Here is a 16,513-nt window from a genome sequence, read left to right as displayed (position 1 = left end):
GTCCCGGCCATCTACATCTTAAGCGGCGCCCAAAACGTGGATGCCCGGGACAAGCCCGGGCATGACGAAAGCTAAATTCTCGATTTGCAGCGAGCTAGATCAGCCGTTCACCACAGCCAGCCCGGGCTGCGCCGCAAAGCCAGCCTTATGCGCGTAGCCCTTCACGATGGCTTCGCGCTGCGCGTAGCTCAGGACATTCTCGACATTGTCGAAGCCATCCGGCGCAATCTGTTCAACGGCGTCAATGACGCCTTCCGGACCGCCCCGACGGTTGGAGCGCACGATCTCCGCGGTCATCGGCAGGCGCTTGCGCTCATAGGCCATCAGCGCCTGGCGCGGATGTTCGGCATGGGCCAGCGAGTCAGCCAGCGCGCGCGCATCGAGGATGGCCTGTGAGGCACCGTTCGAGCCGACCGGATACATCGGATGCGCGGCGTCGCCGAGCAGCGTGACGCGGCCGCCCGACCAGTATGGCAGTGGGTCGCGGTCGCAGCAGGGATATTCCCAGAATTCCGGGGTTGCCGTGATCAGCGCCGGCACGTCGATATGGGGCACATTGAAACGCGCCACATGCGGCATCAGCTCTTCGCGCTTGCCGGGACGCGACCAGTCCTCGCGGCGCGGCGGCAGCGTGCCGCCCTCGCCGGTCTTCACCAGCACCGCCCAGTTTGTCAGCCGGTTGCCCGGCGTCTCACCTTCGGCAATCGGATAGACCACGACCTTGGCATGGAGACCACCGGCAACGATCATCGAGTTGCCGGTGAGGAAAGCCGGCCAGTCGCGCGCACCGCGCCACAGCATCAGGCCATTCCAGACCGGATGTCCTTCATTCGGGAACAGCGTGCTCCGAACCTTGGAGTGGATACCGTCAGCGCCAATCAGGATATCGCCGCGCGCGGTTTCGACATGGTTGTTATTGCGATCGAAGAAATAAGCGGTGACACCACCTTCGTCTTGCGTGAAGTGACCCAGGCGACGACCGGTGTGAATCGCCTCGGCGCCAAGGCGCTCTTCCACCGCACGATGGATCGCACTCTGCAGGCGGCCGCGATGGATCGAGAATTGCGGCACGTCATGGCCGGCGCCGAAGCCGCGCTTCTCGCGCCAGACTTCCTGCCCGTGACGGTTGAGATAATGCAGCTCATCGGTGCGGATCGCCACCGCATCGAGGCGATCGAGCAGACCGAGACCAGCGAGTTCGCGGATCGCGTGTGGCAGTGTGTTGATGCCAACGCCGAGTTCGCGGATTGAGTCAGCCTGTTCGTAGAGTTCGCAATTGATGCCCCGCGCCCGCAGCATCAAGGCGGTGGTCAGACCGCCAACGCCGCCACCCACGATGATTGCTTTCATCAGCTCAACTCCACTCGATACAATGCCGCAGGATGGGTAGAGCCCTTGCGAAACCCATCAACGATACGCGCCGCAGTCATGGGTTTCGCTTCGCTCTACCCATCCTACGATTGTGATCAATAAGCTCGCATGCCCAGTCATTCAGCTGCAAGTGGCTTTGCCGCCTCCGCACGCATCTCGGCGCGGGTCTTCGGCTTAGCCTTAATTTTCAGGTCTTCGAAATCCTGCTTGTCCCTGACGCTGTTGCGGAAAATCTGATCCTTGCCGGGCATATATTGTGGCGGGCAATAGGCACCCTTTGCACCATACCAGGCAGCCGCCTTGATGGTGAAGGACGGGTCGGTCAGGTGCGGACGGCCAAGTGCGACGAGGTCCGCACGGCCGGCGGCCAGGATCGTATTGACCTGATCGGCGGACGTGATGTTGCCGACGCACATGGTGGCAACGCGGGCCTCGTTGCGGACCTGATCCGAGAACGGCGTCTGGAACATGCGGCCGTAGATCGGACGCGACTCCTTGACGGTTTGCCCGGTCGAGATATCAGCGAGGTCGACGCCGGCTTCGGCGAAGGCGCGCGCGATCTGCACCGCATCGTCACCGGTGTTGCCGCCTTCGGCCCAGTCGGTCGCCGAGAAACGTACCGACATCGGCTTGTGCGCCGGCCATGCCGCACGCATGGCGGCGAATACTTCGAGCGGGAAGCGCAGCCGGTTCTCAAGCGAGCCGCCATATTCATCGGTGCGCTTGTTGGTCAGCGGCGACAGGAAACTCGCCAGCAGATAGCCGTGCGCCGTGTGCATCTCGAGCATGTCGAAGCCACAGCGCTCGCCGCGGATCGTGGCGGCCACGAACTCTGCCTTGACGCGATCCATGGCCGCACGGTCGATCTCTGCGGGCACCTGACTATCCGGATAATACGGCAGCGGCGACGCCGACACGATGTCCCAAGCGCCATCGGCGAGCGGACGGTCCATGCCGTCCCACATCAGCTTAGTCGCGCCCTTGCGGCCGGCATGGCCGAGCTGCAGACAGATCTTGGCGGCGGACGTGTTGTGCACGAAATCGACGATGCGTTTCCATTGCGCTTCCTGCTCGTCGGTCCACAGACCAGCACAGCCGGGGGTGATGCGTGCGTCACGGCCGACGCAGACCATTTCGGTGAAGACGAGACCGGCGCCGCCAATGGCACGCGAGCCGTAATGCACCAGATGGAAATCGTTCGGGACGCCCTCTTCCGCCGAATACATGCACATCGGCGACACTACGGCGCGATTGGCAAGCACCATATCCCGCATCTTGAACGGCTGGAACATCGGCACTTCCGGCTTATCGACATCGACGTCGAAGCCCTGCGCCTGCACCTTCTGCGCAAACGACTTGTCGACTTCCTTGACGAAGTCCGGCGCGCGCAGCGTCAGGTTATCGTAGGTAATCGCCTTGGCACGGGTCATGACGCCGAAAGCGAACTGCACGGGGTCAAAATCCCAAAAGCGATCCACGTGCTCGAACCAGACCAGCGACACATCCGCTGAATGCTGGATCTTCTCGACCTCCTCGCGGCGACCGTGTTCGTAGTCGTGCAACCCGGCCTCGACAGTGGGCGCCTTCGCCATCGCATCATGCAGCGCGATGGCATCCTCCATGGCGAGCTTGGTGCCCGAACCAATGGAAAAATGTGCCGTCGCCTTGGCGTCGCCGAGCAGCACCATGTTGTCCTTGACCCAGCGCTTGTTGCGGATCATCGGGAAGTTGCGCCACATCGAACGGTTGATCAGCAGCTTGTGGTCACCGAGGAACCACTTGAAGATCTCATGCATCCGATCGGCGGATTCCTGCTCGCCGAGGCCTTCCAGGCCGGCGCGCTTGAAGGTCTCAGGATCGGTCTCAAAGATCCAGGTCGAGCGGCCTGCCTCATACTGATAGGCATGGGCGATGAACGGACCCCACTCGGTCTCCTGGAACAGGAAGGTGAAAGCATCGAGCGGCTTGGTTGAACCCATCCAGGTGAACTTGTTCGAGCGCAAATCTACTTCGGGCGCGAAGTGCTCGATATATTTGTTACGGAAGTGGCTGTTGATACCATCAGCCAGCACGATCAGATCGGCATCGGCGAAACGTGCTTCGTCGGTGATATCGACTTCGAACAGCAGATGGACACCGAGTTCGCGGGCACGGTCCTGGAGGATCATCAGCAGCGTGCGGCGCGAACAGCCGCAGAAGCCGTTGCCGCCGACGCGGTGGACCGTGCCGCGAAAGTGCACGGCGATATCATCCCAGTAAGCGAATTCCTGGGTGATGCGCTGATAGCTCGGAAGATCGTATTTCTCGAAATTGTCGAGGGTGGCGTCGGAGAACACCACACCGAAACCGAAGGTGTCGTCAGGGCGGTTGCGCTCATAGACCGTGATCTCTGCCTGCGGCCGCTGCTTCTTCAGCAGGATCGCAGAATAGAGGCCCGCCGGCCCGCCACCGATAATCGCGATTTTCATGACAGCCTCCGCAGTCGTGCCTGGATGGAGATATTTTAAACCTAAAACAATTCCTGGCAAGCCTGACAAACCGGCAATTCGCCAGCTTTGATGCACATCAAATTGTCAATCGGCGCGATGCATCTTGAATTTGCTCGCGCCCGCGCGAGGCGACTTGTTGAAACTCTGTCATGGCCGGGCCTGACCCGGCCATCCATCTTACCACCCGCATTGCCGCCAAAGATGGATGCCCGGGTCAAGCCCGGGCATGACGGTGCGTGTGTCTCAATTACCCTCGAACTTCGGCTTCTGCTTGTTCGCGAAGGCATGGAACGCCCGGGCGAAATCCTCCGTGGTCATGCACAGCGCCTGCGCCACCGCCTCGGCTTCGATCGCCTCTTCCACCGACATCGCCCATTCCATCGACAGCATGCGCTTGGTCATGGTGTTGGCATAGGTCGGGCCTTCGGAAATCTGCCTGGCCAGTGTCTGCGCCTGGCTCAGCACCTCTGCAGGCGCGACGATGCGGCTGAAGAAGCCCCAGCGCTCGCCCTCCTCGGCCGTCATGAAGCGGCCGGTATAGAGCAGCTCCGACGCACGGGACTGGCCGATGATGCGCGGCAGGATCGCGCAGGCGCCCATATCGCAGCCGGCGAGACCTACCTTGTTGAACAGGAAACCGACCTTAGCGCCGGTCGCCACCAAACGCATGTCGGAAGCCATCGCCATGATCGCGCCGGCACCAGCGCAGATGCCTTCCACGGCCGCCACGATCGGCTGCGGGCAGGCGCGCATCGCCTTGACCAGATCGCCGGTCATGCGCGTGAAGGCGGTGAGATCCTTGGTATTCATCTCGATCAAGGGGCCGATGATTTCAAACACGTCGCCGCCCGACGAGAAATTGCCGCCGGCACCGGTGACGACCACGACCTTGACGTCGTCATCCATCGCACAAGCGCGGAAGAAATCCGTCAGTTCGCGGTAGCTCTGGAAGGTCAGCGGGTTTTTGCGTTCCGGCCTGTTCAGCGTCACCGTCGCGATGCCATCGGCCACCGCCAGCAGGAAATGCTCAGGCTTGAACTCGGCCAGCGGCAGCGTGACGGGATTGGCGACCTTGTTCTTGACCATGACTGACATATTGGCTCCCGGTAATTTGTTCGGTTCTTGTTGTTGCGGTTCGATCAGACTTCGCCGCCAGCGACGGCGATGCTCTGGCCGGTGATGGAACTGGCGCCAGTGCCGCACAGCCACAACACGGCATCGACGACCTCGCCGGGCGTCACCAGACGGCCCTGCGGATTGTGCTTCGCCAATTCGGCAACAGCTTGTTCGCGCGTACGGCCGGTCTTGCTCATGATGTTGTCGATGCTGCCTTCCAGCAGATCGGTTTCGGTAAAGCCTGGGCACACTGCGTTGACGGTGACACCGCTTTTCGCGACTTCCAGCGCCACCGAGCGCACGAGACCGATGACAGCATGCTTCGCGGCACTATAGGCGCTGACATAGCCGTAGCCCTTGAGGCCAGCCGTCGAAGCCACCGCAACGATGCGGCCGCTCTTGCGCTTGACCATATCCGGCAGCACAGCCTGCGTTGCATAGACGACGCCCATGAAATTAACGTCCATCATACGCTGGAACAGTGCTGCATCCGATTTCACGAATGGCGCAGACTCCGCAGCACCCGCATTCGCCACCAGAATATCGATCGGCTGGCGTTTCGCGGCATCCGCAATCGCGGCATTCAGCGCGGCTTGATCGGACACGTCGGCGGCCATCGCATGGTGCGCGTCACCAGCGGCAACGACCTCGTTCAGCACTGCAAGATTGCGGCCCAGGACGGTGACGGTCGCGCCGGCCTGCACCAACGATGCTGCAATGGCGCGGCCGATGCCGCGGCCGCCGCCGGTCACCAGAGCGTGGGAGGAGCGAGACAATCCGGACATGCGTCACCTTCCGCAGGCTCTCCATGAGCCTGCCTGGATATTATTTTAGACTTCAAGCTTTTGCAAGAAAGCGGCAGGCCATGCTGCTAGCGGCTGCGGCGGAGCGTATCCGACGGGCTCTCGCCATAACGGGCACGGTAGAAGCTGGCCATCCGGCTCGGATGGGTAAAGCCAAGATCGAAGGCCATATCGATAACGCGCTCGCCCGGCGCAGCCCGCAGCAATCGTGCATTCAAATGCGTCAGCCGGATATCCAGCAGCGCATCGGAAATCGGCATGCCGAAATGCTTCTGGAAGCCGAGCTGCAGCGAACGTATCCCGATGCCAGCCGCGCGCGCGAGCCGATCGAGATCGAGCGGCTCGGTGGCATGAGCCTCAAGATAGTCCCGTGCCTTTCTCAGCACTGACGGCAGCGGACCAAGGCGCGCCAGGGAGCGGTCGATGGTGTCGGTGAGCGTATGCCGCTGACCGGTCAGCAGCAGTCCAATCACGGAGTCACGCAGGGTTGCCGCCATCATGGGCGAGATCTGTTGCCTTGGCCCGCGATGTTCCGCGAGATCAGCCAGATACTCGATCTGGGATCGGATCGCGAGACCGAACGGCGTATTCAGATCGACCTGCGGATCGAACTCGATCACAGCACCAGATTTCTCCGCCAGCACCGCCGCGCGCTCCTCGACGAGCCGTCGTTCGACCAGCAGGATCAGCTTGGCGCAATCGTCCTGCCAGACCATCTTTGTCGGCATGGTCGGTGACAGCAAGGACGCGGAACGCCCCGCCGACACCTCGATCGTCCGGCCGCCAGTATTTATCCGGGCGCCGCCATGCATCGGTATCTGCAGCAGGAAGAACCGATCGAGGCAGCCGGGATCAATCGATACCGACCCACCGTAGGAGACGTAGTTCACGGAGAAGCCATCGAACGCGGCACAGTTATGGAGCGCGTGAAAATCGGGCCAGAAGCGCTGCAAGGGATCAAGCGCATGCGGACAGAAGATGCGCCCGATCGAGTCGGCCGCCTCGTCGATATCCCTGGTGAAGACGCGGGAGAACGCCGCAAGCCTTGCGGCGCGGGCCGGCTGGGCATTCCCTGATACGGCTGCGTCCAACACCATGGTCCGATCGCCTGCGTTATTTGAAGCCTAGACTATCCATGTCCCGTCACGCCGCATAGTCGGCGCCCCGCTGTAAATATTGCCGTGCTGCACAACGAATGCGCAGGCCGGCGTCTTCCAAACATGAGTGTGCGGCGCAGCGTACGCGCGCCCCGCCTGCACCGGTAATTATTTCGTCGTTCGGATAGCGGATTCGTTCAACGGCTAGAGACAAGCCCCGAGGTCACGCAGCATCCTTGCAGACGTGAAACCCAAGGGAGCAGAACCATGGCGGCACTTGAAAAAGGCATTACCCAGAACGGCACGGGATATGGTGGCACCACGTGGAATATTCTCGGGCAGGTCTATTTCCCGAAGGCCGTGACCGACTCCACCTTTGCCTTCGAGACCAACAGCGATCCCGGCCAGTTCGTGCCGGTGCATGTCCATCCGACCCAGGAAGAATTCATCCTGGTGCAGGAGGGTATTCTCGACCTCAAGCTCGACGGCCAGTGGGTCCGCGCCCATGCCGGCGATCTGGTCCGCCTGCCCCGCGGCATTCCGCATGGCTATTTCAACAAATCGGACAAACCGGCCCGCGCGCTGTTCTGGGTCTCGCCGACACAGAAGCTCGAAGCCCTGTTCAAACAATTGCACAATATGAGCGACATTGAAGCAATCGTCCGCGTCTCTGCCGAGCATGAAGTAAACTTCCTGCCGCCGGAAGCCAACGACTAGGCTCAACAGCCGAACGGCACTCAACACTCCACGCGAACGTTCCGCGCAGATGTCCGTCTGCGCGCGCAAACCCGCACGTCCGCGATCCAACGCCGCATTCAGACAGGAGACGAGCCATGGTCAGACAGAAGAATGTTTGCGTCATCGGCGCCGGCATTGCCGGCCTTGCCGCCGCGAAATCCTTCACAGCACGCGGGCACAAGGTTACGGTGCTGGAGCGCAGCGGCGACCTCGGAGGCGTCTGGGAGCCAGCCCGCTCTTATCCAGAGGTGCAGACCCAAAGCCCCAAGGAACTCTATCGCTTCACCGACAAGCCGATGCCGGCGAGCTATCCGGAATGGCCGAAGGGACCGCAGGTCCATGCCTATCTTACAGACTATGCACGCGACTATAATCTGATCCCGCTGATGCGCTTCAACACGACCGTCGTGAGCATGAAACGCCGCGAAGATGGCCTGCCCGGCTGGACGCTTGAGACACGCGATGCGGCTGGCAACACCGCACAGGAAACATTCGATTTCGTGGCGGTCTGTACCGGACAATTCAACGAGCGCAAGGAATTGCATCATCCCGGCGAAGACCAGTTCAAGGCCGCCGGCGGCGTGATCCTGCACTCGGCGGAGCACACGGATTCATCTATCGTCAAAGGCAAGAAGATCGTCGTGCTCGGCGGCTCAAAATCGGCCACCGATATCGCCGTGCATTCAGTCAACGCCGGCGCCAGCGCCGTCACCTTCGTCTATCGCGAGCCGGTGTGGCGCATTCCCTATTTCATCGGCGGCCTGATCAACTTCAAGCGCATCCTCTATATTCGTGCGCAGGAGGAGATGTTTCGGGGCTGGGGCCTGACTGCGCTCTCGCGGCTCAATCACGCCATCGCCAAACCCTTCATCTGGGCCAACTGGCGCGGGCTCGAGGCCATGCTGAAGACCCAGCTGAATCTGAAGAAATGCAACATGGTACCTGAAGGCCGCATCGAGGACGGCATCAACTGCTCGGTGCCGATCGCCACGCCGAATTTCTTCCCGATGGTTGCTGATGGACGCATCAAGGCGATCCGCGGCACCTTCGATCACTATGACGGCAAGACCATCGTGATGTCATCAGGCCAGCGCGTCGAAGCTGACGTTGCTGTGCTGGCAATCGGCTTCACACTCGGCGTGCCATTCTTGCCGCAGCAATATCGCGACAAGCTCATCCAGGATGACGGGCAGTATCGGCTGTATCGCGTCATCGCCAATCCAGATCTGCCGGACATGGGTTTCGTCGGCTTCAATTCCAGCTTCTGCTCGGTGCTCACGGCGGAAATGGCTGCCAATTGGCTGGTGCGCTATGCCGACGGCAAACTAGCGAAGCAGCCGACGGCAGCCGAGATGCACCAGAACATGGACGAGATGCTGCATTTCAAGCGCGTCGAACGCCCCGCAGCCGGCGTCTATGGCGGGTTGTGCGTCGCGCCCTATCACTTCAAGCATTTTGACGAATTGCTCGACGATATGGGCGCCACCAGCAAACGGCGCGGTGCGCTGGTGGAGAAATTCACACCGCCGGACGCCGATGCCTATGCGCGTTTTCTCGCATCGGCGCCGAACTACAAAGCGGAAGCGACGGTCGCGTGAAGTGTCAGGCGAGCCGTGATCGGCTCGCCTGTTCGCTCAATTGGTCTGCGCCGCCTTGATGAGCTCGCGACCGATGATGACCTTCTGGACTTCGGTTGCGCCTTCATAGATGCGCAGCGCGCGAATCTCGCGATAGAGCTCCTCGACCTTGACGCCCGACTGCACACCGAGACCGCCGAAAATCTGCACAGCACGGTCGATCACTGTCTGTGCCGCTTCGGTCGCGAACATCTTGGCCATGGCGGCTTCGCGTGTGATGCGCGCCGCGCCCTGATCCTTGGTCCAGGCCGAGCGATAGACCAGCAGTGCGGAGGCATCGATTGACGTGGCCATCTCCGCGAGGCCAGCCTGCGTCAGTTGCAGATCACCGAGCGTATGACCGAACATTTTTCGCGTGACCGAGCGATGCAGCGCTTCATCGAGCGCGCGTCGTGCGAGGCCGAGCGCGGCTGCGCCTACCGTCGAGCGGAACACATCGAGCGTCGCCATCGCGACCTTGAAGCCTTCACCGTCCTTGCCGATGCGGTTCGCCAGAGGCACGCGGCAATCCTCGAATTTCAGCGTGGCCAGCGGATGCGGCGCGATCACGTTGATACGTTCCGAAATGGTGAAGCCGGGCGTATCCGCGTCGACAACGAATGCGCTGATGCCGCGCGCGCCGGATTCGCCCGTGCGCAGAAACACCACATACTGGTCGGCAATGCCGCCATTGGAAATCCAGGTCTTGAGGCCGTTGATGCGGACATGATCCGGACCATCAGGCACCGCCGTCGTCGTCATCGCAGCGACATCCGACCCTGCATCGGGCTCTGACAATGCGAAAGCCGCAATAGCCTCGCCACTGCCAACGCGCGGCAGATAGCGCGACTTCAATGCTTCCGAACCGAACAGGCTGATCGGGCCGGTGCCCAATCCCTGCATCGCAAAGGCAAAGTCTGCGAGACCAGTCTCATAGGCCAGCGTTTCGCGGATCAGACATAGCGAGCGCACGTCAAAGGTTGGAAACATTCCGCCATGGCTCGCCGGTACCGCTGCGCGCAACCATCCGCCGTCACCCAGCGCCTTCACCAGACGCTTGCAGGAGCCATCGACGTCATGGTGATCGACCAGACCGGGCAATGTCGCCTTGGCCCAGCGCGACAGGCCCGTGGCCAGCTCGCGATGATGGTCCTCGAAAAACGGCCAGGACAAAAATGACTGATCGGACATGGCTTCCTCCCTCGATGCATCGGCAATCAACATTGTTTTAAACCTAAAGAAATTTCGGACAAGGGCGATGGCCGGACATCACAACATCGCCTAGCCGAAGGCGCATGGTCCATCACCCGGAGACCCGACATCTAATAACGACGTGCCTCCGGATGAGGCAATCCACAACCCTTTAAGTCTAAAACTATCGCTTTTCATATATCTCGGACATGCTAGGATCGCCCTTGTCCGACAGCACAGGAGGCCTATGCGTGCCAAATTCTGCAGCCCTGACGACGAAGGACGGCCGCTTCGGCTTTGAAGCCAAAGGCGATTCCGCGGCGACGCCGCTGGTGTTTCTGCACGGGATCGGTGGTGCCGGCCGCGGCTGGCGCCACCAGCTCGAAGCGTTCGGCGACCGCTACTACGCCATTGGCTGGGACATGCCGGGCTATGGCGGTTCGAAGCAACTTGAGACGCCCAGCATCCCGGCCTTCGCCGAAGCCCTGAAGGACTTTCTCGCGCAGATTGGCGCCAGGAAACCGGTGCTGGTCGGCCATTCCATCGGCGGCATGATCGTGCAGCGCTTCATGGTGGATTATCCCGAACTTGCCGGCGCCATCGTGCTCGCTCAGACGACCTCGGCCTTCGGCAGTTCAGACGGCGAATGGCAAAAGAACTTCATCGACGCCCGGCTTGGCCCGCTCGACCGCGGCGAGACCATGGTCTCGATGGCGCCGAAGCTGGTGGCAGGCCTGATCGGCGACAATCCGGATCCTGCCGGCCTAGAACTCGCACGCGACTGCATGGCGTCTGTGAAGCCCGACACCTACCGCGCCTCGATGAAGGCGATGATCGGCTTCGATCTGCGCAAGAACATTGCGGACATCAAAATACCGACTTTAGTCCTATCTGGATCGAAAGACAACAACGCGCCCGCGAAAACCATGGCCAAGATGGCCACACTCGTGCCGGGCGCGACCTATGTCGAACTTGAAGGCGTCGGGCATCTCGCCAGTTTCGAACGCCCGCGCGAATTCAACGAAGTGCTCGCCGACTTCCTCAAAACCAGCCACAACCTTTCGGGGTCATCTTCATGAACAAGCCTGCCAGCAAGCCCGATCTCGACAGCATCGTTCTCGACAAGCCGATGTTCGATCCGAAGGCCTATCGTCTCGACGACGAACAGGCCGGGCTGATCGCCAAGGCGCGCGAGCTGGCGCAGGCTAACTTCGCCGGTCGCGCGGCGAAGTGGGATACCGAGGCCACCTTCCCGCTGGAGAACTACAAGGACCTGCACAAGGCGGGTCTGCTGGGCATCTCGATCCCGAAAGCCAATGGCGGTTCGGGCGCCGGCTATCAGACCTATTCGCTCGCTGCCGCCGAAATCGGCCGTTATTGCGGCGCCACGGCACTCACCTGGAACATGCATGTCTGCTCGACGCTGTGGTCCGGCCCGCTGGCCGATGACCTCGACATGGATGACCAGATGCGCGCCGAACAGCACCGCCGCCGCGCCATCCACTACAAGCGTATCGTCGAAGACGGCGCGATCTATTCGCAGCCGTTCTCCGAGGGTGGCGCAGCGGCCGCAGGCGGCGTTGCGTTCGGCACCGAAGCCAGGCCCGTCAAAGGTGGCTGGATCGTCAACGGCAAGAAGATCTTCGCGTCGCTGTCGGGCTTCGCCGATTACTACGGCGTGCTCTGCACCGAGGTCGCTGAGGGCGAGAAGGCTTCGCGCCGCAACACGCTGTATCTGGCGATTTCCGCCAAGTCCGAAGGCGTCTCCGTCGTCGGCGACTGGGATCCATTGGGCATGCGCGGCACGGTCTCCCGCACGCTGATCTTCAAGGACGTGTTTGTGCCGGAAGATGCAGCGCTGATGCCGCGCGGCGTCTACTTCCAGGCCGCGATGCGCTGGCCGCACATGTTCCTGACGCTGTCGCCGACTTACGTCGGTCTCGCGCAGGCATCGTACGATTTCACCGTGAAGTATCTCCGCGGCGAAATCCCGGGCATGCCGCCAGTCAAGCGCCGGATGTATCCGACAAAGCAGATCGCCGTGGCGCAGATGCAGATCAAGCTCGAGCAGCTCAAGTCGACCTGGTTCCAGGCCGTGACCGAAGCCTGTGCCAATCCGAGCAAGGAGCAGGTGCTGCGCGCCTACGCCGCGCAATACACCGTGATGGAAGGCGCCAACGAACTGGCGGCACTGGCGATCCGCACCTGCGGCGGTCAGGCCATGCTGAAGACGCTGCCGCTGGAGCGCATCTATCGTGACAGCCGCTGCGGTGCGCTGATGCTGCCCTGGACCGCCGAGCTTTGCCTCGACCGTATCGGCCGCGAGGCACTCTATGAGGCCGGTGAGAAAGACGAGTAATCGTGGATCTCTCCAGCCTCATCGCCCGCAACGCCGCATTCACGCCGGACAAGCCCGCGATTCATTTCGAGGGCAAGACGCTCAGCTATGCCGTGTTCAACGCGCGGATCGAGGCGACGGCGAAGGCACTGAAGACGGAATGCGGCGTTAGTCGCGGTGATCGCGTCGCGATCCTGAGCATGAACCGGCCAGACTATCTGGTCCTGCTCTATGCCTGCGCCCGCCTCGGCGCGATCATGGTGCCGCTGAACTGGCGGCTCGCGGTCGCCGAGCAGCTCTTCATCCTGTCCGATGCTTCGGTAAAGGTGCTGGTGCTTGAGGAAGGCTTTGCAGCCATCCTCCCGTCGCTTGCGAAGGACTTGCCGGATACGCGCGTGATCGCGTTCGATTTCGCGCCTGATGCCCCCGGCCAGACATTCGACACACTGCTATCCCGCGCCTCCGGCGATGGCCGCAACCCGCATACCGACCTCTCCTGCCCGCTGCTGATCGTCTACACGTCAGGCACCACCGGCCGTCCGAAAGGCGCCGTGCTGCGCCAGGAAGCGCTGCTGTGGAACGGCGTGATGAGCCAGCACATGCATGGCATCACATCGCACGATCACGTGCTGACCGTGCTGCCGTTCTTCCATGTGGGCGGCCTGAACATCCAGACCACGCCGGCGCTGCATCACGGCGCTACCGTAACAATCCATGCGCGCTTCACACCCGACTCCACGCTGGAAGCGATCACGCGGGAGCGACCCACCCTGACCGTTTGGGTACCCGCGATCATTCAGGCAATGAGCGAGCATCCCGCCTGGGCTGCGACCGACGTGTCCTGCCTCAAGGCCGTATCCACCGGCTCCAGCATCGTGCCGCCGCATCTGATCGAACGCCTGACAGCGCGCGGCATTCCCGTGCTCCAGGTCTATGGTTCAACCGAGACCTGTCCAATCGCGGTCTATACGCGGCTGGGCGGCGACCTGGCGCGTACGGGATCGACGGGTTTGCCCGGCCTGTGCTGCGAAGCCATCATCATCGACGACGACGGCAACGAGCTGCCTGCCACTGCCACCGGCGAGATCGCTGTGCGCGGCCCGAACGTGTTCTACGAATATTGGGGCAACGAGAGCGCGACGCGCGAGGCGCTGCATGACGGCTGGTATCGCACCGGCGATATCGGCACGCGCGACGATGACGGCTATTTCTGGGTCCACGACCGCAAGAAGAACATGATTATTTCCGGCGGCGAGAATGTCTATCCCGCCGAAGTCGAACGCGTGCTGCTCGAACATCCCGATGTCGCCGATTGCGGCGTCGTCGGTGTGCCCGATCCGAAATGGCAGGAAGTACCAGTCGCCTATGTGCTGCTGCGGCCGAATTGCAGCGTGAGCGCCGAGACACTGAAGGCCCATGTTCTCACGCAGCTCGCCCGCTACAAGCAGCCGCGCGACATCGTATTCGTCACTGACCTGCCGCGCACAGCGCTCGGCAAGGTGCAGCATTTCAAACTGAAGCAGGTTCAGACGGCAACGCCGAGCGACGGAGAGACCAATTGAAGATCGCAGTATTGGGTGGCGGCAACGGTTCGTTCGCAGCCGCGGGTGATTTCGCACTGCAGGGCCATGACGTCCGCCTGTGGCGCCGCGACGCCGATGCTGTCGCCGAACACAACAAGGCCGGCTCGCGCATCAAGGTCAAGAATGCGCAGGGCACGCACGATACGCAATTGACGCTGGTAACGACGGACATTGCGGAAGCGATCAAGGACGTCGAACTGATCCTGTGCCCCGCACCCGCCTTTGCGCAGCCTGATATCGCCAAACGGATCGCGCCGTATCTCAAGGATGGTCAGGTCGTCTATCTGCCGCCGGCGACCTTCGGCTCGATGATCTTTGCCAAGGCCGCACATGACGCCGGCAACACGGCCAAGGTCGCCTTTGCGGAAACCGGTACACTGCCCTGGCTCGCGCGTAAGCACGGCCCGTTCGAGGTCGCCATCACCATCCGCGCCAAGCGTCTGCCGACCGGCGTGTTCCCGCTTCACATGATGGACTATGCCTGCAAGGTCATCGACAAGGCCTTCCCCGGCGTCATCGAGCCGTGTGGTGATGCGTTGTCCGGTGCGCTGATGAATGCCGGTCCGATCATTCATCCACCGCTGATCGTGATGAATGCCGGGCCATTGGAGCATTTCCCGACCTGGGACATTCACAAGGAAGGCACCCAGCCGGCGATCCGCCGCGTCACCGACCAGCTCGACGCCGAGCGCATCGCGATCCGCGAGGCCTTTGGTTACAACGGCGCGCATTTCCCGCTGGCGGATCACTACGCCAAGGAAGGCGAAGAGTGGATGTATGGCCGCGGCTCGCATGATCGTCTCACCGACAGCGGTGACTGGCGCGAGCACATCGTGCTCACCGAGCACCGCTACATGCGCGAGGACCTGCGCACGGGCCTGTCGTTCTTCCTGTCCTGCGCCACGCTCGCGGGCGTCGAGACACCGCTGGTCAAGGCCTTCCTCGCCATCGGCGGCGCGATCTGCGGCGAGAACTTCCTGCAGGGTGGCCGCACGCTCGCAAGCCTCGGCTTCGGCGATCTCGATCAGGCCGCGCTGCTCAAGCTACTGCGCGAAGGCTTTGCCGCATGAGCGCCCGTGCCGCCATCGCATGTCTTGGCGCGGGCCGCATGGGCCGCGGCATTGCCGTTGCCTTTGCCTATGCCGGCCACAATGTTGCGATCGTCGACTTCAAGGCGCGCGACGCGGACAAGTTCAAGGCACTGGAAGCCGAGGCGCTTGGCGAGATCCGCAAGACCTTTGCCAGCATGGCGCGCTTCGGCCTGCTCACAGAAGCTGACATCGAAACACTGGTGTCACGCATCAGCGTTGTGCCGGAAGCCGGTGCGGGCGCTGCGCTCAGCAGTTCGGCGATCATTTTCGAAGGCGTGCCTGAGGTGCTCGATCAGAAGCGCGATGCGCTGGCGCGCGCCTCACAACTCGCAGGCCCCACGCCGATCATCGCATCGACGACGTCGACCATCCTCGTCGATGACATCTCCAGCGCCGTCGAGCATCCCGAGCGCTTCCTCAACGCACACTGGCTGAACCCGGCCTATCTCGTGCCGCTGGTCGAAGTCTCGCCGGGCGCCAAGACCGATCCGGCGATCACCGCGCGGGTGAAGGAGATGCTCGAAGGCATCGGCAAGGTCCCCGTAGTTTGCGCCGCGACGCCCGGCTATATCGTACCGCGTATCCAGGCGATGGCCATGAACGAAGCCGCGCGCATGGTCGAGGAAGGCGTTGCCAGCCCCGAGGATATCGACAAGGCGATCAAATACGGCTTCGGCTTTCGCTTTGCGGTGCTGGGCTTGCTCGAATTCGTCGATTGGGGCGGCGGCGATATTCTGTATTACGCCAGCAAATACCTCACCGGCGCGCTCAACAATGATCGCTATGCATCGCCGGAAATCGTCGGCCGCAATATGGCCGAAGGCCGCATCGGCCTGAAGACCGGCGAAGGCTTTCTCAATTACGAAGGGCTCGATGTCGATGCCTATCGCGAGGGACGGCTGTCGGCATTCGTCGATTTGCTGAAGCACTTTCAGCTGCAGAAGCCGCCGGTTTTGTAGCGACTGCGAACTCGGCCCCTCATTCTGAGGAGCCGCACACTTGCGCGGCGTCTCGAAGGATGGCCGCACATCCATTCATGGTTCGAGAGGGCGCCTCCTCACCATGAGGGCTGAGTGTTTG

General features: G+C 61.9%; 13 protein-coding genes. 7 read left to right on the top strand and 6 right to left on the bottom strand.

Annotated elements, in window-relative coordinates:
* Positions 1 to 99: 99 nt before the first annotated feature.
* From AB7783_RS02220 to AB7783_RS02200, 5 genes are all read right to left on the bottom strand, one after another.
* Positions 100 to 1,350: a flavin-dependent oxidoreductase gene (locus AB7783_RS02220; RefSeq protein ID WP_093760652.1), complete on the bottom strand. Its 1,251-nt coding sequence runs from the start codon at positions 1,348 to 1,350 to the stop codon at positions 100 to 102.
* Positions 1,351 to 1,487: 137 nt separating this feature from the next.
* Positions 1,488 to 3,839: a bifunctional salicylyl-CoA 5-hydroxylase/oxidoreductase gene (locus tag AB7783_RS02215; RefSeq protein WP_441276697.1), complete on the bottom strand. Its 2,352-nt coding sequence runs from the start codon at positions 3,837 to 3,839 to the stop codon at positions 1,488 to 1,490.
* 264 nt (positions 3,840 to 4,103) lie between these two features.
* Positions 4,104 to 4,946, bottom strand: a complete 843-nt coding sequence (locus tag AB7783_RS02210; protein WP_115033806.1) for an enoyl-CoA hydratase family protein — start codon at positions 4,944 to 4,946, stop codon at positions 4,104 to 4,106.
* 53 nt (positions 4,947 to 4,999) lie between these two features.
* Positions 5,000 to 5,761, bottom strand: a complete 762-nt coding sequence (locus AB7783_RS02205; RefSeq protein WP_441276696.1) for an SDR family NAD(P)-dependent oxidoreductase — start codon at positions 5,759 to 5,761, stop codon at positions 5,000 to 5,002.
* Positions 5,762 to 5,847: 86 nt separating this feature from the next.
* Positions 5,848 to 6,876 carry an AraC family transcriptional regulator gene (locus AB7783_RS02200; RefSeq protein ID WP_441276695.1) on the bottom strand — a complete coding sequence of 343 codons (1,029 nt, stop codon included), beginning with the start codon at positions 6,874 to 6,876 and terminating at the stop codon, positions 5,848 to 5,850.
* A gap of 267 nt (positions 6,877 to 7,143) precedes the next feature.
* On the opposite strand from AB7783_RS02200, the gene AB7783_RS02195 reads away from it, so the two are divergent.
* Complete coding sequence (locus AB7783_RS02195) at positions 7,144 to 7,593, top strand: cupin domain-containing protein (protein ID WP_441276694.1); 450 nt, start codon at positions 7,144 to 7,146, stop codon at positions 7,591 to 7,593.
* A 116-nt stretch (positions 7,594 to 7,709) separates the two neighbouring features.
* Positions 7,710 to 9,212 (top strand): flavin-containing monooxygenase, encoded by a 1,503-nt coding sequence (locus AB7783_RS02190; RefSeq protein ID WP_441276693.1) that lies wholly within the window; start codon positions 7,710 to 7,712, stop codon positions 9,210 to 9,212.
* 36 nt (positions 9,213 to 9,248) lie between these two features.
* Here AB7783_RS02190 and AB7783_RS02185 read toward each other — a convergent pair whose 3' ends face one another.
* Positions 9,249 to 10,421 carry an acyl-CoA dehydrogenase family protein gene (locus AB7783_RS02185; RefSeq protein WP_441276692.1) on the bottom strand — a complete coding sequence of 391 codons (1,173 nt, stop codon included), beginning with the start codon at positions 10,419 to 10,421 and terminating at the stop codon, positions 9,249 to 9,251.
* A gap of 251 nt (positions 10,422 to 10,672) precedes the next feature.
* On the opposite strand from AB7783_RS02185, the gene AB7783_RS02180 reads away from it, so the two are divergent.
* Genes AB7783_RS02180 through AB7783_RS02160 form a run of 5 tightly spaced genes read left to right on the top strand, consistent with a single transcriptional unit; the run spans position 10,673 to position 16,392 of the window.
* On the top strand, positions 10,673 to 11,500 hold the full coding sequence (locus AB7783_RS02180) for an alpha/beta fold hydrolase (RefSeq protein ID WP_441276691.1): 828 nt from the start codon (positions 10,673 to 10,675) through the stop codon (positions 11,498 to 11,500).
* Positions 11,497 to 12,780: an acyl-CoA dehydrogenase family protein gene (locus AB7783_RS02175; protein WP_244558535.1), complete on the top strand. Its 1,284-nt coding sequence runs from the start codon at positions 11,497 to 11,499 to the stop codon at positions 12,778 to 12,780. Before AB7783_RS02180 ends, AB7783_RS02175 begins: the two co-directional genes overlap by 4 nt.
* Before the next feature lie 2 nt (positions 12,781 to 12,782).
* Positions 12,783 to 14,321, top strand: coding sequence for a class I adenylate-forming enzyme family protein (locus AB7783_RS02170; protein WP_441276690.1), 1,539 nt, complete (start codon positions 12,783 to 12,785; stop codon positions 14,319 to 14,321).
* Positions 14,318 to 15,412 (top strand): NAD/NADP octopine/nopaline dehydrogenase family protein, encoded by a 1,095-nt coding sequence (locus AB7783_RS02165; RefSeq protein WP_441276689.1) that lies wholly within the window; start codon positions 14,318 to 14,320, stop codon positions 15,410 to 15,412. The genes AB7783_RS02170 and AB7783_RS02165 overlap by 4 nt, the downstream gene beginning before the upstream one ends.
* On the top strand, positions 15,409 to 16,392 hold the full coding sequence (locus tag AB7783_RS02160) for a 3-hydroxybutyryl-CoA dehydrogenase (protein WP_441276688.1): 984 nt from the start codon (positions 15,409 to 15,411) through the stop codon (positions 16,390 to 16,392). Before AB7783_RS02165 ends, AB7783_RS02160 begins: the two co-directional genes overlap by 4 nt.
* Positions 16,393 to 16,513 lie beyond the last annotated feature (121 nt).

Origin of the sequence: Tardiphaga sp. 172_B4_N1_3, assembly GCF_052076035.1 — a bacterium.
Classification (GTDB): Bacteria; Pseudomonadota; Alphaproteobacteria; order Rhizobiales; family Xanthobacteraceae; genus Tardiphaga; species Tardiphaga robiniae.
The sequence above is the reverse complement of the archived record's forward strand: the minus strand, read 5'-3'. Positions and strand labels throughout refer to the sequence as shown.